The sequence below is a fragment of the Janthinobacterium sp. GW823-FHT06H09 genome (assembly GCF_058794735.1).
This window is the reverse complement of the sequence record NZ_JBXAHC010000003.1, coordinates 429541-450594: the sequence shown is the minus strand read 5'-3', so window position 1 is coordinate 450594 and position 21054 is coordinate 429541. Positions and strand designations below refer to the sequence as shown.

Genomic DNA, 21054 nt, shown 5'->3' with positions numbered 1-21054 from the left:
GATTCACTCCATGGCCATGGCCGGCGCGGGTACCGCCGCCTTGCGGCCGTCGACGGGCAGCACCTGGCGCAAAAAGGCTTCGAACATCAGCAGCGACCACAGGGGCGCGCTGTAGTCGCGCCGGCCGCTCGCGTGCTGCTCGAGCAGCAGGCGCACGTAGTCCATGTCGAACAGGCCGCACTGCGTCAGGGTGGCGCCGAGCAGCCGCTGCTGCAGGCGCTGGCGCAGCGGGCCGCGCAGCCAGTCGGCCAGCGGCACGGAAAAGCCCATCTTCTGGCGGTACAGCAGGGTGTCGGGAAGCAGCGGGCGCAGGGCTTTTTTCAGCAGGTACTTGCCTTCGCCGCGCCGCAGCTTGAATTGCGGCGGCAGGCCGGACATCCACGCCACCAGTTCATGGTCGAGCAGAGGCGAACGCACTTCCAGCGCATGCGCCATGCTGGCCCGGTCGACTTTCGTGAGGATGTCGCCGGGCAGATAGGTTTTCAGGTCCAGGTACTGCACCTGCGACAGCGGATCGTGCGCGGGACTGGCCAGCGCGTGGCGGCGCAGCACTTCGACGGCGCGGTAGCCGTGCAGGCTGCGCCGCAGCTCTGGGCTGAACAGGCGCGCGCGCATGGCGTCGCCCAGCAGGCTGACGCCGTGAAAATACGCGTCCGTCGTGTCGCGCGCCAGGCCTTCGAAGGTGGTCTTGGCGCGCAGGAAGCGCGGCGCCCAGTCGGCCTTCGGATACAGCCGCCCCAGGGTGCCGAACAGCGACTGGCGCAAGCCGGCCGGCAGCAGCGGGTCCATCGCCTTGCGCACTTTTTCCTCGCGCGTGTGCAGGCGGTAGCGCCGGTAGCCGGCCAGGCTTTCATCGCCGCCGTCGCCCGACAGGGCCACCGTGACCCGCTGGCGCGCCAGCTGGCACACCCTGTAGGTGGGCATGGCGGAACTGTCGGCGAATGGTTCGTCGTACAGATTGGCCAGCAGGTCGATCAGCTCGAAGTCGTCCTGCTCCACCTGGCGCGCGTGGTGCGCCGTGCCGTAGCGGCGCGCCACGAGGTCGGCGTAGCGCGCCTCGTTGTACGCGGGGTCGCCGAACGAGATGGAGCACGTGTTGACGGGCGTGCTGCTGGCCCCGGCCATCAGCGCCACGACGGCGCTCGAATCGACGCCGCCGGACAGGAATGCGCCCAGCGGCACTTCGGCCACCATGCGGATGCGCACAGCCTCGCGCAGGCGCGCCAGCAGTTCGTCGGCCGCCTGCGCCTCGCTGGCGGGCGGGTTCGGTGTGAACGGAATATCCCAATAGGATTGCGGCGCGGGCAGCGGCTGGCCGGCGCGGATGGAGAGGGTATGCCCGGGCGGCAGCTTGCGCGCGTGCTGGAAGATGCTGCGCGGCTCGGGTACGTAGCCATAGGCGAAATACTCTTCCACGGCCAGCGGGTCGAGTTCACGCGGCATGGCCGGATGCGCGAGCAGGGCTTTGAGTTCGGAGCCGAACAGCAGGGTGCCGTCCTGCGCCTCGCCGTAGTACAGCGGTTTGACGCCCAGGCGGTCGCGCGCCAGGAACAGCACATGGCGCCGGCGGTCCCACAGGGCGAAGGCGAACATGCCGCGCAGGCGCCGCACGCATTGCTCTCCCCATTGTTCCCAGGCGTGCACGATGACTTCCGTGTCGCTGCTGGTGCGGAAGGGGTGGCCGAACTGGCGCAATTCCGCCATCAGGGCGCGATAGTTATAGATTTCGCCATTGAAGACGATGGCGATGCTGCGGTCGGCGTTGAACAGCGGCTGCTGGCCGCTGGCCAGGTCGATCACGGACAGGCGCCGGTGCGCCAGGCCGAGGCCCGGCTCGCGGTGCAATCCTCCCTCGTCCGGCCCCCGGTGGCGCAGGCTGTGGTTCATGCGCGCCAGCAGCAGCACGTCGATGTCGCGCTGGCCCTGCAAATCAAAGATGCCGCTGATGCCGCACATGGAAGGCCTTTCAGGGATAAGTGGACAGGTGGGACGGCTGGCGCGCGCCCGTCAGGCGGTCGTACACGGCCAGGTAGGCGCCGGCCATGGCGGGCAGGCTGTGCTCGGCCAGCACCTGGCGCCGCCCGCGCGCGCCGTGGCGCGGGCCCAGCTCGGGCATGCTGTAGTAGTCGAGCATGGCGTCGGCCAGCATCTCGGGCGAACCTGGCGGCACCAGCGTGCCGCTCCAGCCCGACTGCACCAGTTCCGCATTGCCGCCCACCTGCGTGGCGACGACGGGCAGCCCCGTCGCCATCGCCTCGAGGATGGTGTTCGAGCTGCCTTCGGCCAGGGACGGCAGCACGAAGAGGTCCATCGCGCGCAGCAGTTGCGCCACGTCGTCGCGCGCGCCGGGCAGCCAGGCCAGATGGGCCACGCCGGCCTGCTGCAGCAGCTCCAGGCACGCTTGGCGGCACGGCCCGTCGCCGACGATGATCAGGCGCAGACGCGCGCGGGCGCCCGGCTGGGCCAGCAGGAGCAGGAAGGCCTGCACCAGCGAGGCGTGATCCTTGACGGCCGCCATGCGCCCCACGCTGCCGATGACGAAGGCGCCGTTGCACAGGAAACCGGGCGGGCCCACGGCGGCGGGAGGCCCCAGGCGCGGATGGAATTGCACGCTGTCGACGCCATTGCCGATGTGCGACACCTGCGCGGGCGCCGCGCCGATGGCGTCCACCAGCCAGTGGCCCAGGTCGGCGCTGACGGCGATGAAGTGCTGCACCAGCGGCAGCATCAATTTGCGCAGCAAGCGGTATTTGCGGCGGGTGCCATGCAGGTCGCTCATGTCGCGTCCGTGTTCGCCATGTACGCGCAGGCGCACGCCGGCCAGCCAGGCCAGCAGCTGCGCTTCGAGGCAGCCCAGGTTGCGCGTGTGCACCAGCGCCGGCTGCAGCTGTTTCAGCACGCGGTACAGGTGCAGATAGTGGCGCCAGTCCTTGCCTTCGCGCTTGTCCAGGCTGATCACGTCGACGCCCGGGGCAGTCAGGCGCTGGCGGAACGCGGTGGCGTTTTTCATGCAGACGATGGCGTGCCGGTAGCGCCCGGGCGGCAAATGGTTGATCAGGTTGACCAGGCCGTTTTCCAGCCCGCCCACGTCGAGCTGGTGGATCACGTGCACGATCAGGGGAGCGCCGCCGGCCGCTGCATCAGCCTGGCGCGTGCCGCCGGTATCGAAGTCAAGGGCCATGCGGCAGCTCCTGCAAGCGTTGTTCGATGACGGGCAAGGCCGCCCGCAGGAAGGCTTGCAGGCGCGCGCGCGGCGGCGGCGCCAGCTCGTCGTAGGCGGCAAAGACGATGATGTCGGCGCCATCCTGGCGCCTGCCCAGCAGCTTGGCTTGCGCCAGCAGCAGTTTCACCAGCACGGGCCTGGCCGTGACGAAGCCGCCCTGGCGGTAGACGCGCCATACCAGCAGGCGTTCGCCCCCTTGCGCCAGCACGCTTTCGCGCACGGCCAGCTCGCCGCCGGCCAGGTTGACGTCTTGCACGCGCTGCGCCAGCGGCATCCAGCGGGGGCCATACGGCAAGGCCTGGTGGGTCAGCAGTTCGGCATCGCGCGCCTGGCGCGCATACCAGTGCAATTGGAGGCCCACCGGCGCGCCGTCGCTGTCCCGGCGCGCGTACGTGGCGGCAAATCGCGCGGGCGCGCCCGCATATGGCGCTTGCCACGCCGCTACCGCGTCTTGCAGGCGATGCCAGCCGCTCGGATCGGCCAACAAGGCCAACACGGTGGAGGAGCCGGTTGCCGCCGGGCCGTCGTCGCGGTGGCTGGCCAGGGCCAGTGCCGGCCATACGGCCGCCAGCAGCAGGCAGGCGATGCCGGCGCGCACGACGGCGCGCGGGCTGGCCGCGCTCAGGCGTATGGGCTGAGCGGGCGGCACGGCGCGTGGCGGCGGCAATTCGCGCCAGCGCGCTGCCAGCCAGAACAGCAGCAGCGCCACCAGGCCGAAGAACAGCCAGCCATAGATCAGGTGGTCGACGCCCACGGCCAGGCGCATGTCGCTCAGGTGGCCCAGCATCACGATCAGGTAGGCGCGCACGCCATTGGCGAGGATGGGCACGAGCAGGGCGGCGGCCATGACGGCCAGGCGCCGCCGAGTGCTGTGACAGTTGACGTGCGCGAACAAGGCGCCCAGGGCCAGCGCGGCGATCAGGTAGCGCAAGCCGCTGCACGCTTCCACCACCGACCAGTTGCCGGTGGGCAGTGAAAAATTGCTGCCATCGCGAAACACGGGCACGCCCGACCATTGCAGCGCGGTGACGGTAAAGGCGGCCGTGAAGTCGATCAGCGGGTCGAGGAACACTTCGCCAAACGGCACGGCGAGAAACAGATAGGCGAGCGGAAACGCCAGCAGGCGCACGGCCGGCCAGCCGAGGATGGCCAGCACGCAGGCAGGCAACATGCCCGTGGCCGCATACTGTTCCACCACGGGCACGTTGGCGGCGTCGGCCAGCAGCCATGCCAGGCCCAGCGCGCCCAGCAGCAGCAAGCCCTGCCGCGACGGCTGGGGCGCCAGCGCGGCCAGGCGGGCGCGCTGGCGCCAGGCCAGCCAGCAACTGATGGGCACGATCAGGAAGCCGTGCGCGAAGGTTTGCGAGCGGGACCACAGTTCCACCATCGACCAGAAGGTGGGGTGATACAGCAGCACGACGGCGGCCAGCGACAGCAGCAGGGCCGCCAGCGCGGCCTGGCGCCCGTCCTGCGGCAAGACAGCCGCCTCGGGCGAACGGGCCACCTGGTCGAGCTGCAAGCTCATGTGGACGGCTCCCGCACCGGCTGCAAGGGCGTGGCGGCGCCGCTGACCGGCGCATCGGCCTCGGCAGGCAGACCCAGCATGGCGCCCAGTCCGCGCAGATTGCGTTCCCAGTCGTATTCCTGCAGGACCAGCTGGCGCGCCGCCGCGCCGATGGCCGCGCCGCTGCCTTCGGCCGTACCGTTCTGGACATTGCGCAGCACGCGCGCCGCATGGTGGATGAATTCGGCGTCGTCGCGCGCCAGCAGCAGTTCCAGGCCCGGCTGGGCGGCGATGCCTTCGAGCGCCTGCGGCGTGGCCAGCACGATCTTCCCCATCGCCATCGCTTCGAGCACCTTGTTCTGCACGCCGCGGGCGATGCGCAGCGGTGCCACGGCCAGCGCTGCGCCAGCCAGGTAGGGCCGGATATCGGGCACCTTGCCCGTCACCACCACGCCAGGCACCCTGGCCAGCGCCGTCACGGCGGGCACGGGCGCGCTGCCGACGATATAGAACTGCAGCTGGGGAAACTGGCGCCGCAGCGCGGGCCAGACGTGGCGCACGAACCATTGCACGGCGTCGACGTTCGGCCAGTAATCCATGGCGCCCGTAAACACCAGCGCCTGCACGCCCGGTGGATACACGCCGGGCTGGGCCGCCATGGGCGAGAAATACGCCGTATCGACGCCGTTGTTGAAATACCCCGTCTTGCGCCGCGCCATCGGGGCGCACTGGCGGAACAGGGCCGCCTCGGCCGGCGAGACGAAGCTGGCGGCCGTGAACTGCTGGGCGATATGGCGCTCGTACTGCAGCAGCAGCTGCGCTTCGCGCCGGTACAGCAGCGACATGGGCCAGGGCTTGCTGTCGCTGTACTGGCGCCATTTGTCGGAATCGACATCGACGAAATCGATCACGCGGTGCAGGCCGCGGCCCGCGCTGCCATCGATGTATTGCGCCATGGGTCCGGAGAAGGCCAGCGCGTGACGCACCTTGTCGCCCGATAACAAACCGTCGACCCATTGCAGCAGGCGTGCATCGCGGTAGTACTGCACGCTCATGGCTTGCCTCGACAGCAGCGCCTGCATGGCGCGCCAGCGGGCCGGGCCGCGCCGCAAGTCGATGAAGCGCGTGCTGGCGCACAGGGCGGCCACGGTTTTCGCATGCTGCCAGTCGTCATCATCGTCGATGAAGCAGCCCAGGTGCACGCGGAAATGCCGGCTCAGGTATTGCAGCATGTGCCACGAGCGTATCTTGTCGCCCTTGTTGGGCGGATACGGCAGACGGTGGGCGAGGAAGAGCAGTTCGCGCATGGTGAGTCTCCTTGCTTAGCCCAGTTGCCGCACGATGTGCGGTCCCAGCAGGTTGGCCAGCGGCAGCGGCAGGCGGCGCCAGGCGCGGATGAACAGCGCGTATTTCGGATTCAGCGGATTGACTAATGGCAAGGCCTTGGCGCGCACGAGCTGGTAGGCATAGGGCAGCGGCTGCGGCGTAAAGCCCCAGTTCTTCTTGAAGTCGAAGGCGCCCGTGCCCAGCTTGCTGCGGCCGAAATCGAACAGGCGGTAGCCGCGCGCGCAGGCGCGGCGCATCGCTTCCCAGTACATGAAGTCGTTGGCGCCCGTGCTGCGCGCCACGACGTTGCCGCCGCCGTAATAGGGCAGCACTTCGTCGCGGAAATAAAACACCAGCACGCTGGCCTGCGGCTGCTGGCCGTGATACACGGTGAGGATCTCGCAGGCGCCGCCAAAGACCGTGCGCAGCAGGGCAAAATGGCGGCGTGCGAAGACGGGCGTGCCCAGCCGGTGCACGCTGGCCGCGTAGATCGGGTAGAAACGGTCGATGTCATAGTCGATGGCGCTGTGCAGGCCGGCCGCGATGGCCTTGCGCACGACGGCGCGTTGCTTGCGGGGAATGGCTAGCAGATTCTGTTCGGCATCGGGACTTAGCGGCCGGCGGAAGGTGGCGTACAGGGGTTTCTGCAGCCAGGAAGTCGCCATGTCTTCCGGCGCTTCGCGCCAGCGGTATTCCAGGTGGCCCACGCCGAGGCGCCGGGCCAGCGCCAGCGCGGCGCTGTCGAGCGCCTGGCGTATGGCCGCGCCGCCGCCGGCGATGCCGCCGTAGACGCAAAACGGCAGCGAGACGAGGGAAGAACCGAACAGGCGGCTGCGCAAATGGGCCAGCGGCAGCACGCCGGCGATGCATCCTTCCTGTTCCGCGTACAGGAAATAGCTGTCGTGCTGAAAACCTTGCTCCATGATGGTTTGCCAGCCGGCCCGGTGAAAAAAGGTCGCCTCCGGGCACGTGTCGACAAAGGCATCCCAGCGCGCATGCTCGTGCCCCTGCAGCGAGCGCACGGCGATGGCGGTGCTGGACTGTGCCGGAACGGGAGCAAGGCTGGCCTCGTGCATCATGTGCTTTCCAGAAAAATACGGTCCATGCGGTCCCAGGCAAAGTCGCGGGTCAGGCGCCCCAGCCGTGCTTCCATGCGCCCCAGGTTCAGGTAGTGGCGAAAGCGCGTCCTGGCGCTGAGGCCTGGCGGGCGCGGCTGGCCGGGATCGAGTTCCCAAGGATGAAAATAGAATATGCCAGCTTGCCCGTCGCGCGAATTGATGCGTCGCAAAAGCCAGCGCGACAGTGCATACGGCATCAATCTGAAATAACCGCCGCCGCCGGCCGGCAGGTTGCGCCCGCGCAGGCGCACGGTGCTGACGGGCAATTCCAGCACGCCATGCGGGCCGCGCGGGCGCCAGCCGAAGCGGGGCGCATCGGGCATGCCGTAATGGTCGTGGCGGATCGGGTAGATGCTGGAACTGTAGCGGTACCCGGCTTCCTGCAGCACGTCGAAGGCCCACAGGTTGGCCGCGCCGATGGAAAAGCTGGGGGCCCGGTAGCCGCGCACGGCCAGGCCCGTTATTTGCTCCAGGATGGCCTTGCTGCGGCGCACATCGTCGGCGAACTGCGCGGCCGACTGCTCGCTGGCGCGCAGGTGCGCATAGCCGTGGCTGGCCACTTCGTGTCCGGCGTCGGCCACGCGGCGCAGCATGGCCGGATAGCGTTCGGCGATCCAGCCCAGGGTAAAAAAGGTGGCGTGGATGCGGCGGCTGTCCAGCAGCAGCAGGATGCGCTCGATGTTCGCCTCGACCCGGCATTCCAGGCGCGGCCAGTCGGCGCGGGCGATGTGCGGCGCAAAGGCGGATACCTGGAAATAGTCTTCCACGTCGATGGTCAGCGCATTCTTCAGCGCCGGCAGCAGCGCAGGCGCCGTCATGGTTGTCCCCGGCGCGCCGCCAGCCAAGGCGCGATGACGGCCGCGATGCGCGTGGCCGCGCGCCCATCCCACAGCGGCGGAATGCGGCCACGTTTGCCGCCCGTGTCCAGGATGGTGTTGGCCATCTCCAGAATGGCGGCCGGGTCCGTGCCGGCCAGGGTATTCGTGCCATCGGTCACGGTGACGGGGCGCTCCGTGTTGGCGCGCAGGGTCAGGCAGGGCACGCCCAGTGCCGTGCTTTCTTCCTGGATGCCGCCCGAATCCGTCAGCACCAGGCGCGCCTCCTGCATCAGGCCCAGCATTTCCAGGTAGCCCAGCGGCGGCAGGCGGACGATGGCGTGCCGCGCCAGCAGCGGTTCCAGGCCCGCCAGGCGCAGGCCGGCCAGGGTACGCGGGTGGATGGGAAACAGCAGCGGCAGGCGGGCTGACAGTTGCCCCAGCGCCTGCAGCAGCGCTGCGAGCTGGGCCGGATCATCGACGTTCGAGGGACGGTGCAAGGTCAACAGTCCATACGCGGGCGGGCAGGGGTGGCCGTGCGCGCGCAGGGTGGCGGCGGGCTTGGCTGCGCGCGGCAGCTGCTGCCGCAGGCTGTCGATCATGACATTGCCCGTGAAATGGATGCGTTCGGGGGCGATGCCTTCGCGCAGCAGGTTGGCGCGCGCGCTTTCTTCGCTGGTGAGCAGCAGATCGGACAATTGATCCGTCAGCACGCGGTTGATTTCCTCGGGCATGCGCCGGTCGCCGCTGCGCAGGCCTGCCTCGACATGGATCACGGGCGTGCCGCGCTTGGCCGCCACCAGCGCGCAGGCGAGGGTGGAATTGACGTCGCCCACCACCAGCACGGCATCGGGCGCCAGCGGCGGATGCGCGTCGAGCACGGCGTCGAAGCGGCGCATGATCTCTGCTGTCTGCTGCGCGTGGCTGCCGGAGCCGACGTCGAGGGCGATGTCGGGCGGGCGCAGGTACAGGTCCGTAAACAATTGCCCATTCATGGCCGTGTCGTAATGCTGGCCCGTATGCAGCAAGGTCACGCGGACGGCGGGCGCCTGTCGTGCCAGGGCGGCCAGGATGGGCGCCATCTTCATCAGATTCGGGCGCGCGGCCACCACGCACAGCAGGTGCGCCGGCGCGGCGGACGCAAGAGAAGGGGCGGACATTGCGGGCTCCTTAGAATTGCATGTTGAGGGTGGCGCTGACGCCGTTTTCGCGGTAGTCGCCTCCCCGGTTGCTGGCGTGCCGCGTATGCCGCACATCGATGCTGGCCGTCATGTTCGGCTGCAGGATACGGGTGTAACCCGCCGTCACGGTGATGTTGTTGTCGCGCCGGGGCACGGTCAGCGAGCGCACGCTGGCGTAGCCGGCATTGACATTCACGCTGGTGCGCGAACTGGCTTGCCAGCTCCAGCCCAGGTTGCCGCCGATCTGGCGCGTGCGGTCTTCGCTGCCGAATTCCACGCCGGGCAGCAAGCCGCTGTCGATGCCGCTGGCCGTTTGTGCCGTGCGGTCGACGGCCGTGATGCCGGCGATCATCGTGCTTTTCGCCGTGGCGCGCGCCATCGTCAGCTTCAGCTGCTTTTGCAGGAAATAGCGGTGGCTGAAGTAATTGATGGCGCCCCGTTCCGGCCCCAGGCTGTTGGCATAGCGCAGGAAGGCATCGATGCGCAGGCGACGGTCGCGCGCGTTGGGAAAGATGCCGCGCCACAATTGATCAAGCAACTGGCCCGCGTCGCGGTTTCCCAGGCGCGAAAACTGCGTCGGCATGGTGGTGATGTTTTCGCTGTAGTTCAGTTGCCAGTTGGTATGGCGCTGCAGGAAATTGGCGTCCAGGCTGTAGGTGGTGCCAAAAAAGCGCTTGCCCGTGCTGAAGGCGATGCTGGTGCGCGGCGACGGCGTCCACACGCCGCCCAGCGACCAGAAGCGGCCCTCAGGCGCCTTGCCGCTGGTAGAGATATAACCTTCCTTTTCCATGCCGCCGCTGGCCGTGGCCGACCATTTGCTGTTGAACGGATAGCGCAGGCCCACGCTGCTGCGCTGCATGCGTACGGGCGCCAGCTTGCTGTCCTGGGTGCGGCGTACGTCGTGGCTGGCGTTCCAGGTCCAGCCGTTGCCGCGCGGCTCGCCGCTGAGCAGCAATTCCATTTCATCGCTGTGTACGGACAGCAGGTCGCCGCCGCTATCGACCGTGTTGCGCGTGTAGCGCAGCTCGGCCGTGGCCAGGCCGCGGAAACGGTGGCGTAGGTAGGGGCTGATGCCCGTGGTGCGCACGGTGCTGGTATTGTCCGTGTCGGGCAGGTCGTCGATCAGCTGCGGGCCGAACGGCGAGATGTTGCGCCGGCTTACGCTGGCGTCCGCATCGATGAAGAACCAGTCCTTGACCAGTTCGGCGTCGGCCGAGGCGTGCAGTTCGTGGTTGTCCGTATCGGCGCGCTGTCCCGACAGGTATTTATGCCAGCTGTAGTCGAGGTGCACGCGCAGCCGGGGTCCCGTGCCGATGAGGGCGATGGCGGGCGCGATTTCCGTGATGAAGTCCGATTGCGCCTGGCCCGGCGGCGCGCGCAAGGCGTTGTCAGTATAGCTTTCGCGCAGGCGCAGCGACGGTTTCACCAGCCAGTCGACCGCGCCGGCTGGCAGGGGCAGCAGCAGGGATAGCAAGGGCAGCAGCAGCGGTGGCGGCAGCGAAACCCCGCGGCTAATCGTAATGGCCATAACCGTAGTAGTCGTTGCCGGGGAACGATTTGGTCTTGTTGTAGATCAAATGAATGTGTTCGCACGACTCGATCTGGCGCAGTGCCTCCTTGACGGCGTGCTGTGTCGTCGTTTCCGCCTCGACCACCATCACCACTTGTCCCATCTGGCCCACCAGCGCGTGCGCTTCGCTGGTGATCAGCAGGGGCGGCGAATCGAAGACGACGATGCGGTCGCCATAGCGGCTGGCGATTTCGGCCAGCAGCCGGCTCATGGCCCGGCTGGCCAGCAATTCCGTCGCGTGCTTGTTGCTGCGCCCGGCGGGCAGGATGCTCAGATTGGCCACATTGGTTTTCAGGATCACGTCGGCCATCGCCAGTTGCGGGTCGAGCAGCACGTCCATCAGCCCTGGTTCCGGCGGCAGGCCCAGCACTTTCAGCACGGACGGGCGCGCCACGTCGGCATCGACCAGCAGCACCGTGATATCCATTTCCATGGCGATGCTCATGGCCAGGTTGATGGCGCAGTAGGTCTTGCCTTCGCCGGGCATGGCGCTGGTAACGACGATCAGGTTGCCGTGGCGGATGGCCTCGGCGCCGCTGGCGCGCGCCTGGCGCAGCAGCGGGCGCTTGATGATGCGGAAATCCTCGGCCACCGAACTGCGCCCGCCATCGTGCGTGAGCATGCCTTGCTCGGCCAGCCGGTCCAGGTTCAGGGCCCGGTACTGGGGCGACCGGGCCGCCTGCGCGCCATCCACGCCATAGGGCACGCTGGCCTCGGCCACGCCGAGGATCGTGGGTTCCTGCTTGCCGCTGTCCTTGCTGCTCATCGTCGCTCCCTTGGTGGCTCTAGAATTTCAGCAGCGCGGCCGTCATGACCCCGCCATACAGCACAAACAGGCTGCCCAGGCAGGCGCCGAAGCCATAGCGGGCGCGGCGGCGGCGTACCTGCTGCAGTGGCGTCCAGTTCATCGATACCGTGCCCAGCACGTTCAAGCCCGTCGCGTCGCGCAGTTCCGAGGGGCTGAGGAAGGTGGGGCGCACCTGGCTGATCAGCAGGGCCGTGGCGACGCCGGCCACCAGCGCCGCGCCCAGCGCCGCACTGAACAGCAGCGGGCGGTTCGGGCCGACGGGCGCATATTGCACCGTGGGCGGGTCGATGATCTTGAAGGCCATCATTTCGGTGGTGGAACTGAGTTCGCCCGACAGCTTGGCCGCTTCGCGCCGGCCGATCAGCTTTTCATAGTTTTCCTTGTTGATGATGTAGTCGCGGTTGAGCTGCGCCAGCTGCGATTCCACCTCGGGTACGGCATTGCTCTGCGCCAGCAGCCGTTCGTTGCGCGCCGTATACTCCTGCACGCGGGCGCGGATGGCGGCCACCTTGGCGTCCGCGTCCGTCAGCGCCACCTTCAATTGCTGCAGCATGGGGCTGTAATTCTTGCCCGGATCGCCGGACGCCGTTTTCAGCTTGCTTTCCTCGATCTTGCGTTCTTCCAGCTGGGCAATGAGCCGCTTCGAAGCGATGATATCGGGGTGCAATTCCGTAAATTGCATGCGCAGGTTGTCGAGGTTCTTGTTGAGCGAGGCGATGCGTTCGTCGAGTTCGGGATTCGTGATGGACGCCGCGTTCGGCTCCATGTCGAGCACGGGCTCGTCGCCCTCGATCTGGCTCTGGATGGCCTTGCGCGCCTGTTCCGCCTCGACCAGTTCCAGCTTGGCATTGTTCAGGCTATCGGACGACATCAGCAACTGGCTGCCATAGTCGATGCCCTGGCGTGGCAGCAGCAGGTTGTTGCGGATCTTGAATTCCTTCACCAGGTTTTCCGCCGCGCTCAGCTTGTCCTCGTAATTCTTGATCTGCTCGTCGATGAATTGCACTGCCTTCTGCGAATCGCCTTTTTTGCCCTGGAAACTGCCTTCGACAAAGATGGTCAGCAAGCTTTGCACGACGTCGCGCACGAGCTTGGGATCGCGTCCGCTGTAGCTGATGGTGTAGATGTCATAGGCATTGGTGCCCGTGATCTTGATGCGGCTCATCAACTCGTCCAGCTGGGCCTCGTGCTCGCGTACGGTCTTCGAGTCCAGGTCGAGGTCGACCATGCGCATGACCCGCTCCACGTTCGGGCGGCTGAGCAGGGTGCGGCTCATGATGGCCACCTGCTGTTCCGTGTTCGGCACGCTGGTCATGCCGGCCATCAGCGGCTTGAGGATGGTTTGCGTATCGACAAACACGCGCGCCGACGTCTGGTAGTCATCGGGCAGGGTGATCACCTTGATGAAGCCGCCGATGGCCACCAGCCACGCCACCAGCACCGCATGCCAGCGGTACTTCCAGATGCCTTTCAAGCCGGAAAGCAGTTGCTGTATCAATTCTTCCATGTCGCTTCCTTCAGGTGACGGTGCTGCACGGCAGATGGGCTGGCGGCGCGGACAACGACGACGTCTTACAAAAAATACTTGCTTGTTGAGTAAGCAAGTATAGGGCGGCTGCGGAGCAAGATTTCCCAAGATGATTGCTTCTTGATACGCCTCAAGGTTCACTTGCCGGGTTTTAATAATCATAGGAAGTTCGCGGCCCAGGCTGGTTCTGCGGGGCTGCCCATGGACGCGCATCGACTCGAAGAGGCTCCGCATGAATCCATTTCGCCGTGTATTTCTCTGCAATACGCTGGTCCTGGCCGGCGCCGCCAGCCTGCTGGGCGCCTGCCGCACTCGCTATCCGCTGGCGCCTTCCGACGACAGCGCTCCCATGCACGATTACCTGATCGGTCCGGGCGACTCCGTCAACATCATCGTCTGGCGCAATCCGGAAGTGTCGCTGACGGTGGCCGTGCGGCCGGACGGCAAGATCACCACGCCGCTGGTCGAGGATCTGGCCGCCAGCGGCAAGACGTCAACCCAGCTGGCGCGCGACATCGAGCAAGCCTTGAGCAAGTTCATCCAGCAGCCCGTGGTGACGGTCATTGTCACCAATTTCTCGGGGCCATATAGCGAGCAGATCCGGGTGATCGGCGAGGCGGCCAAGCCGCAGGCGCTGCCGTACCGGCAGGGCATGTCGCTGATGGACGTGCTCATCGCCGTGGGGGGCATCACCGACTTCGCGGCCGGCAACAAAGCCAGCATCATCCGCATGCGCGAAGGCAACCAGCAGCAGCTGGCCGTGCGGCTCGACGATTTGCTGAAGGAGGGCGATATTTCCGCCAATGTCATGATGCGGCCGGGCGACGTTTTACTGATCCCGGAGAGTTTTTTTTAGCAGCGGCCTCGGCAGTGTCAAAACAGCACTTATATTTGTCATTTTGTACTTTTCGGCAAATTTCAGCGTGTTATTTTGCTATCTAAAGACAGATTTCTTCTGTTTTTTTAGCTAAAGGTGGGAACTTCTCCCGTTTTTGTCTTGTCACAAGGCATTGGCTTCAGTCCGTCTCGACGGCTGCCGATGAACGTGAGGACAAGATGAGCTTTGAAGATGAACCCATTATTTCTTTCGACACGCCTGGTACTTTCAGCGACCTGGTGGTAGGCGAGGGGCAGATCGACCCGGCCATGGAGCACGAGCTCGACCTGCAGCGCTTTCATATCCGCATGGCCAATTCGCGTGGCCGGCGCGAAGCGGCCAGCTTGCTGATCCGCAAGATGTACGGCTGGCGCGGCTATGCCGTCGATCCCGGCACGGCCCATGCGCTCAATAAAATCACACTGTTTGCGGAAACGGCCGGCACCACCGTCGGCACCATGACCTTGTGCCTGGACAATGACGAGACGGGCTTGCCCGCCGATGAAAACTTCCGCGACAAGCTCGACGTCCTGCGCGAGCAGGGCCGGCGCCTGTGCGAACCGTCGCGCCTGGCCATCGACAAGGGGGTGAGCAAGCGCGTGTTTGCGGCGCTGATTCATATTTCTTATATCTATGCCCACAATATTCACGGCTTTACGGATTACGTGATCGAAGTCAACCCGCGCCACGTGGTGTTTTACAAGCGCATGCTGGGTTTCCAGGACTTCGGCGGCGAGCGCGAGTGCACGCGCGTGGGGGCGCCGGCCGTGCTGCTACGGCTGGACCTCGATTACATGGGGGCCCAGATCCGCAAATACGGTGGCCTGATGGAACAGCATGGGGGTGAACGGTCGTTTTACCCCTTTTTTTTTCCGACATGGGATGAGCCCGGCATTACGGACCGGCTGAGGCAGGGGCGCAACTGATTATTCATTTATTTTTCAGCAAGATCGCCTGCATGTAGCCGCCTGGAATCGCGTAAGTGATGCCGCTCGGCGCGCTGATGGCCGCCTCCTTGAGGCCCTTGACGTACACCATGTTGACGATGCCGTAGACGAGACCGGTCTCGGGATCGAACAAGGGGCTGCCGCTGCTGCCCGGATACGCCGTCGCGTCCAGCTGGAACACGGTGTAAGGCGCTTTTTGCAGCTGCGCCAGGCGCCGGACGTCGAGGCGCTGCGCGTTTTCGCTGGGCATGACCACGGGTGTCAGCGATGACACGGTGGCGCGGTGGGTCACGTGGTGCAAGCCCAGCAAGGTGCCGAGCGGAAACCCCGTAAAGGCCATGGCCTGGCCTTCGCGCACCGTGGCCGCGTCGCCCAGCGCCAGGGCAGGCAGGGGCGCGCCCGCCAGGCGCAGCAAGGCCAGGTCGTGTTCCGTGTCCAGCGCCTGGACCTTGGCGGGGCGAAATTGCGCTGCCTCGCCCTGGCCCGTGAGTATGCCGATGACTTCGTTCGGATTGGCGTCGAGCAGTTTCTGGATCACATGGGCGCAAGTGAGCACGCTCAAGCCGTCGCCGGCGACGAAGCCCGTGCCGATGAAATTCATCGGCGGCGTGCGCGTCTTTTGCAGGCTGCCCACGCCGACGATCGATGGTTTGATGCGCGCGATGGTTTGCGCCAGCGGAGCATCGGCGCGGCAAGGCGCGCTGGCCAGGGCAAGGCAAAACAGGAGGGCGGAAAAGCATGTCAACGGCAGGGCTTTCATGGCGGCGCACTTTCAACGTGAGGAGGTGGCACGGGCTGCAGCAGCGCGCACAGCAGCATCAGATAGCACAGCAGGGCGATGCGCGGCACGTCGAGCAGGCTGTCGAACAGGCCGACGACGAGAAAACCCAGCAGGGCGGCGGCGCAAGCGAGCGCGCCGGAATCGCCGCGCGCGGCCTGGCTCAGCAGGCGCGTGCCAGCCAGAACCAGCAGGGCCAGCATGGACATGACGCCGCACCAGCCTGTTTCGATCAGCAGATGCAAGGCCATGCTCTTGATATGCCACGGCAAATGATGGTGGTCGCTGCTGAAAAACCAGTAATTATTGGCTTGCGTAAAGCTCCCGTTGGCGATCAATTCCTCGCCGCCCGGGGCGCGCAAGCTCAGATTGTCGACTTCGAGCACGGACGAGTCAGCCGCCCCGCTGGCCGCCAGTTCCAGCTGCACGGGCGGGCGCAGCAGCCAGGCACCGGCGCCCAGCCAGGCGCTGTCGAACGGTACTTCATAGTGTTGCCAACCGCCGGGCTGCGTGCCAGGCGGCACAGGCCGCAGGCGCAGCGGAACGTTCACGCAGCCCTGGGCGTACAGCAATTGCCGCTGGCACAGGCGCACCTGCAGCACCGGCATGGGGCCCGTTCGGCGCACGTCGAGCGCCAGGGTGTAGCGCGTGGCGGGCTGCACGGGCAGGCGTTGCAGCAGCCGCAGCAGCTCGCCATAACCGGCGCTGTAGCCGGGGCTGGCCAGGCGCACATACCGGTTTCCCCCTTCCTCGGCATACGCGATGCTGGCCGGCACTTCGCGCTGGGGATTGTGCCAGTAATAAGTAGCGGGAAAGCTGCCGCTACCCGTGCCGAACAGACGGCTGGCCAGGTCGGGCGGCTGCATGGCCAGCGCTTGCCGCCAATGGCGCAAGCGGCCTTGCATGTCGAAGGCCGTGGTGGCGAAACGTTCGGTGGCGTAATAGCTGGCCGACACGGGGATGGCCAGCAGCAGCAGGATGCCGGCCGCGCCCGCGATGCTCAGGCTGGCCCGGTCCAGCCGCCACAGCGGCGGGCGCAAGCGTCCGTTGCACAGCATCAGCATGGCCAGCAGGACGACGAGGGCGGCCGGCAGCAGGGCGGGCGGACCGGCCCAATGCCAGCCTATCCACGCCAGATTGCACGCCAGCATGGTCCACGCCATCATCGCCAGGCCCAGTCTGACAGGCCCTTTAGGGGCGCCAGCGCCGGGCCACAGCACGGCCGCCAGCAGCACGGCCGCCAGCAGGAACAGGAAATACGGGCCTTTCAGCCAGCCGGCCGTGTTCTGGCCGGCCGGCTCCGGCCACCAGGCGGCCAGCAAGCCCTGCAGGCACAGCGCGCACAGCAGGCTGGCCGGCGCCAGACGCCACGGCAAGGGCCGCGCCGCCAGCACGAAGCTGGCCGCGAGCAGGACGACGGCGGCGAGCAAGCCCCGGTAGCCGGCCAGGCTGAACATGTACACGAGCAGGACAGTGCCAAGGCCGGCCAGCAGCAGCCGCAGCAGCACACCGCGCACGGGCGGGCGGCCAGGCGGGCGCCGCGCCGCGCCGGGCGCCGCCCGCAGGGTTTGCCAGAATCCCAGCAGCATGGCCGCCGCCAGCGCCGCGTACAGGCCGCGTGAAAACGTGGTGAACGCCGCGTGCAAGGCCAGGGCCAGCAGCAGCAAAGTCAGTGCCGCCTGCCAGCGGCTGCGGGCGCGCGCCAGCCACAGTGCGGCAAACGGCAGGCTCAGCGCCAGGTAGCCGTCGAGCGCGGCGCCGCCCGTGTGCATGGCGGAAAACGGCGCCGTGATGCGGTAGTCGCTCGACAGGTTCGTCAGGCCGGGAAACACGGCCCGTTCCCATAGCGCGAACAGCGACACCATGGCCAGTCCGGCCAGCATGCCCGGCAGCGCGTAGCGGCGCAGGGCGGAAGCATTCCCGTCGCGCAGCAGCAGCGGCAGCAGCAGCATGCTCCAGGCCCAGGCCTTGCCCAGCCGCAGGCTGTTGTAGGGACTCAAGTAATTATCCCAGGCGTTCAGGTCAAGGGGCGCCAGCGGCAGGACGCCGCGCAGCAGCGCCGCCAGCCAGGCCAGGCTGCACAGCAGCAAACAGGCACGGGCGGCGGGCGGGAGCGTGGCCGCGGCGCTCTGGACGGGGCCGCCCAGGCGCCAGTAGCCGCAGGCCACCGTCAGCAACAGCAGCACGTCGATTTCTTCGAGGAAGAACCAGCCCGTCCACGGCGCCAGGTCCAGCACGGGCAGCAGGGCGGGCACGCAGAACAGCCAGCAGGCGGGGCGCCAGCACAGCAGCAGGAAATACGCGGGCAGCAGCGCTGCAAACAGCAGGCCGGGCCAGCCGTGACCCAGCGGATAATGGCGCAAGGCCAGCGCGCAGGCCACGCCCGCCAGCAGGGCCAGCGGACGCGCTGCCAGGCCGGCCACGGCAGCTTGCACAGCCATGGCCTACAGCTGGGTCAGCAAGGCCTGTGCCTCGGCCCGCTGCGGAAAGTCCTTGTTTGCGGCAAGCAATTGTTCCAGTTGCTTGCGCGCACCGCCCTTGTCCCCTGATTTCGCCAGGGCCGCGCCCAGGTGGTACTGCACTTCGGGCGACTTCGGCGCCAGCCCCGCCGCCTGGCGCAGCAGGGCCGTGGCGCGCTTGACGTCGCCTTGCTGCAGCACGATCCAGCCCAGGGTGTCGAGCACGGCGGGATTGTCGGGCGCCAGCTTGAGCGCCTGCTCGGCCATCGCTTGCGCGCGCGGATCTTTTTCCTGCTGATACGCCCAGGCCAGGTCGTTCAGCGCCACGACATTGCCCGTGTCCTTGGCGACGACATACTGGAAGTGCTCGATGGCAGCGCGGTATTGTTTGGCCGCCAGGTAAGTACCCGCCAGGTACGTGCGCGTCGGCAAGTCTTCCGGATGTGCCTTGAGCCAGGTGGCCATGCGCGCATCGGCTTCGCGCGTCTGGCCCGACGCCTGCAAGGCGCGGTACAGCTGCACCTGCAAGGGGCCGATGGGGCTGATGTCGAAGGCGTGCTGGTACAGCTTGACGGCTTGCTGCGGCAGCTTTTGCTCCATCAGCACGTCGCCTTCGAGCTTGTAGCCGGCCGCCAGCTTCGGCTGCTGTTCCTGTACTTGCCGCGCCACGGCCAGCGCCTCGCGCTGGCGGTTCAGGTTCAACAGCAGGGCCACTTCGACCACGCGCGCTTCGAGCAGGGCCGGGTCAAGCGCCTGCGCCCGCTTGACGGCTTGCAGCGCGTTATGATGGTCGCCCAGCGCCAGGTGCAGGCTGGCGATGCGCATCTGCAAGGGTGCGGATGTCGTTTGCAGGCTGGCCAGCTTGTTGTAGCTGTCGAGCGCGGCCGGCGCCTGGCCGGCGCTGTACTCGACCTGGGCGCGCAGGGCCAGCGCATCGGCGTCGCCCGGATGGCCCGTCTGCAAGGTGCGCGCCAGTTCCAGCGCCTTCTCGGGCGCGCCCGTCTTCAGGTAAAAATTACTTAATAGCAGGGCCGGCGCGACGGCGTCGGGATTGTCGCGGTGGGCCCGTTCGAGCCAGCGCCGCGCCTCGTCCGTCTTGCCCTCCGATGCGGCCAGCTTGGCCAGCGCCGCGCACAGGTCGGCATTTTTCGGCGCCTTCGCCAGCGCCTTCTCGAAGCGCTGTTTCGCCTGCTCCGGCTTTTTCTCGGCCAGGTCGATCTGCGCCAGGTTGTTCAGGGCGGGCAAGTACACGGGGTCCATGCTCAATGCTTGCTCGAAACTGGCGCGCGCGGCGGGCAGATCGCGCAGGGCCAGGTAGACGCCGCCTTTCAGGTTCAGCAGCAGGGGATTCGTGCCTTTCTGCTGCTGTTCCATCATCTTGACGCTGGCCAGGGCCTTGTCGTTCTGCTTGTTGCGCAGCAAGGTCATCACCAGCATGGTGCCCGCCTGCGGCGTGCTCTTGTCGAGCATGCTGGCGCGTTCCAGTTCATTGATGGCGCGGCTGTTCTCGCCCATGCCCAGGCGGCTGATGCCCAAGGCCGCATGCAGTCTGGCCGTGTCCGGCGCCAGGGTGCTGGCTTTTTCGAAATATGCCGTCGCCTTGTCGTACTGGCGCGCGCGCAAGTGGGCTTCGCCGGCCAGCGACAGCAATTCCACGTCGTCGGGGAAGGCGGTCAGCATCGGTTGCAGCAAGCCGATGGCGGCGTCGGTCTTGCCGCGCATCAGTTCGATCGAGGCCATCATCTTGACGGCGTACAGGTGCTGGGGATACACGGCCAGGAAGCGGCGCAGATAGCTTTCCGCCAGTTGCGGCGAACCGAGCGCCAGTTGCACGGCGCCGGCCAGCAGGATGGACGGCATGTGATCGGGCGCCGCCTTGAGCACCAGCTGCAAGCCCTGCAAGGCCGCCTTGTTCTTGCCCTGGCGAAAATCGAGCAAGGCCTGCGCCTGCAGCAGGCCCAGGCTGTTGGGCGCCGTCTTGCGCGCCGTGGCCAGTTGGGCCGCCGCTTCCAGATAGCGGTTGTCGACGATGTCGAGGTTGGCCAGGTCGATGTGCGCCTGGGTATTGTCCGGTTTGATCTTGAGGATCTGCATATAGGCTTGCCGCGCCGCGCCGTTCTTGCCTTGCAGGCGCAGCAGGTCGCCCTGCAGGCGCAAGGCGTCCAGGTTGGCGGGCGCGCTTTTCAGGGCTTGCGCCAGCAGCAGCTCGGCCGCCGGTACCTGCTGCTCCAGCGCCGACAGCCGCGCCAGTCCCAGCAAGGCCTCGACCTGGTCGGGATGGGCTTCGAGCAGGCGCGCAAACAGGGCGCGCGCCTCGTCCTGACGGCCCAGGGCCAGCAGGGCGTCGCCGCGCAGGGCCAGCACGCTGGCGGGCTGCGCCGCATCGTCGGGGATCTCGGCCAGCACCTTGTCGAACTGGCCCAGCATCAGCCAGGTCTTGCCCAGCAGTGGCATCACTTGCTGCGGCGCCAGGCCCAGCGATTTTGCCTTGCGCAATTCTTTCTCGGCCGACAGCGCTTCACCCGTGTCGATATAGATGCTGCCCAGCAGCAAGCGCGCGGCCGCATTGTCCGGTTCCTTTTGCAGCAGGTTTTTCAACTGGATGATGGCGGCCCGCGCTTCGCCTTTCTGCCGGTACTGCTGCGCGTCGGCCAGCAGGCTTTCGCTGCTCTGCGTGCCGTGGCAAGCCGTCAGCAGGGGCAGCAGCAGGACACAGCACAGCGCGGCGGCCGGCAGGCCAGGGAAAGGGCGGGACAGGGAAAGGGCCATGGAAATCTCCGGTAGCGGCGTGCGTGGACGATTAGCCGATTCGCGATGGGCGATGGGCATGGCCTAGCTTAAAAAGATGGCAGCCGGTCTCCTTGATTGCGCTCAACAAGCCGCCGATTGTCCGCGCGCATGCTTGCCGCCGTCCCGGTTT

Annotated in this window: 15 protein-coding genes; 2 read left to right on the top strand and 13 right to left on the bottom strand. The window is 66.9% G+C overall.

The genetic code is table 11. The annotated features are described in order from the left end of the window. Window positions 1-3: 3 nt before the first annotated feature. From AC1Q6X_RS06865 to AC1Q6X_RS06820, 10 genes are read right to left on the bottom strand one after another with little or no spacing between them, the layout of a single operon-like run. Window positions 4-1956, bottom strand: coding sequence for an XrtA/PEP-CTERM system amidotransferase (locus AC1Q6X_RS06865; protein WP_492495991.1), 1953 nt, complete (start codon window positions 1954-1956; stop codon window positions 4-6). 10 nt (window positions 1957-1966) lie between these two features. Then, window positions 1967-3181: a TIGR03088 family PEP-CTERM/XrtA system glycosyltransferase gene (locus AC1Q6X_RS06860; RefSeq protein ID WP_230503339.1), complete on the bottom strand. Its 1215-nt coding sequence runs from the start codon at window positions 3179-3181 to the stop codon at window positions 1967-1969. Then, window positions 3171-4748: an exosortase A gene (gene xrtA, locus AC1Q6X_RS06855; protein WP_492495989.1), complete on the bottom strand. Its 1578-nt coding sequence runs from the start codon at window positions 4746-4748 to the stop codon at window positions 3171-3173. Before xrtA ends, AC1Q6X_RS06860 begins: the two co-directional genes overlap by 11 nt. Beyond that, window positions 4745-6034: a TIGR03087 family PEP-CTERM/XrtA system glycosyltransferase gene (locus tag AC1Q6X_RS06850; RefSeq protein WP_492495987.1), complete on the bottom strand. Its 1290-nt coding sequence runs from the start codon at window positions 6032-6034 to the stop codon at window positions 4745-4747. The genes xrtA and AC1Q6X_RS06850 overlap by 4 nt, the downstream gene beginning before the upstream one ends. A gap of 15 nt (window positions 6035-6049) precedes the next feature. Beyond that, window positions 6050-7129: a FemAB family XrtA/PEP-CTERM system-associated protein gene (locus tag AC1Q6X_RS06845; RefSeq protein WP_492496067.1), complete on the bottom strand. Its 1080-nt coding sequence runs from the start codon at window positions 7127-7129 to the stop codon at window positions 6050-6052. Beyond that, window positions 7129-7989 carry an XrtA system polysaccharide deacetylase gene (locus AC1Q6X_RS06840; RefSeq protein WP_492495985.1) on the bottom strand — a complete coding sequence of 287 codons (861 nt, stop codon included), beginning with the start codon at window positions 7987-7989 and terminating at the stop codon, window positions 7129-7131. Before AC1Q6X_RS06840 ends, AC1Q6X_RS06845 begins: the two co-directional genes overlap by 1 nt. Next, window positions 7986-9146 (bottom strand): non-hydrolyzing UDP-N-acetylglucosamine 2-epimerase, encoded by a 1161-nt coding sequence (gene wecB, locus AC1Q6X_RS06835; RefSeq protein ID WP_492495983.1) that lies wholly within the window; start codon window positions 9144-9146, stop codon window positions 7986-7988. The genes AC1Q6X_RS06840 and wecB overlap by 4 nt, the downstream gene beginning before the upstream one ends. Before the next feature lie 10 nt (window positions 9147-9156). Beyond that, window positions 9157-10695: a TIGR03016 family PEP-CTERM system-associated outer membrane protein gene (locus tag AC1Q6X_RS06830; protein ID WP_492495981.1), complete on the bottom strand. Its 1539-nt coding sequence runs from the start codon at window positions 10693-10695 to the stop codon at window positions 9157-9159. Beyond that, a complete protein-coding gene (locus AC1Q6X_RS06825; protein WP_230503327.1) occupies window positions 10679-11503 on the bottom strand; it encodes an XrtA-associated tyrosine autokinase in 825 nt (274 codons plus the stop codon). Before AC1Q6X_RS06825 ends, AC1Q6X_RS06830 begins: the two co-directional genes overlap by 17 nt. Window positions 11504-11522: 19 nt before the next feature. Continuing rightward, a complete protein-coding gene (locus AC1Q6X_RS06820) occupies window positions 11523-13052 on the bottom strand; it encodes an XrtA system polysaccharide chain length determinant (protein ID WP_492495979.1) in 1530 nt (509 codons plus the stop codon). Between the two features lie 253 nt (window positions 13053-13305). On the opposite strand from AC1Q6X_RS06820, the gene AC1Q6X_RS06815 reads away from it, so the two are divergent. Continuing rightward, window positions 13306-13929 (top strand): XrtA/PEP-CTERM system exopolysaccharide export protein, encoded by a 624-nt coding sequence (locus AC1Q6X_RS06815; protein ID WP_230503325.1) that lies wholly within the window; start codon window positions 13306-13308, stop codon window positions 13927-13929. Between the two features lie 200 nt (window positions 13930-14129). Further along, window positions 14130-14876: an N-acyl amino acid synthase FeeM domain-containing protein gene (locus tag AC1Q6X_RS06810; protein WP_099408420.1), complete on the top strand. Its 747-nt coding sequence runs from the start codon at window positions 14130-14132 to the stop codon at window positions 14874-14876. 4 nt (window positions 14877-14880) lie between these two features. On the opposite strand, the gene AC1Q6X_RS06805 is transcribed toward AC1Q6X_RS06810, so the two are convergent. Genes AC1Q6X_RS06805 through prsT form a run of 3 tightly spaced genes read right to left on the bottom strand, consistent with a single transcriptional unit; the run spans window position 14881 to window position 20903 of the window. After that, window positions 14881-15657: a S1 family peptidase gene (locus AC1Q6X_RS06805; protein WP_230503324.1), complete on the bottom strand. Its 777-nt coding sequence runs from the start codon at window positions 15655-15657 to the stop codon at window positions 14881-14883. Further along, window positions 15654-18116 (bottom strand): hypothetical protein, encoded by a 2463-nt coding sequence (locus tag AC1Q6X_RS06800; RefSeq protein WP_492495976.1) that lies wholly within the window; start codon window positions 18114-18116, stop codon window positions 15654-15656. The genes AC1Q6X_RS06805 and AC1Q6X_RS06800 overlap by 4 nt, the downstream gene beginning before the upstream one ends. Window positions 18117-18119: 3 nt before the next feature. Further along, a complete protein-coding gene (gene prsT, locus AC1Q6X_RS06795; RefSeq protein ID WP_492495974.1) occupies window positions 18120-20903 on the bottom strand; it encodes an XrtA/PEP-CTERM system TPR-repeat protein PrsT in 2784 nt (927 codons plus the stop codon). Window positions 20904-21054: the final 151 nt, after the last annotated feature.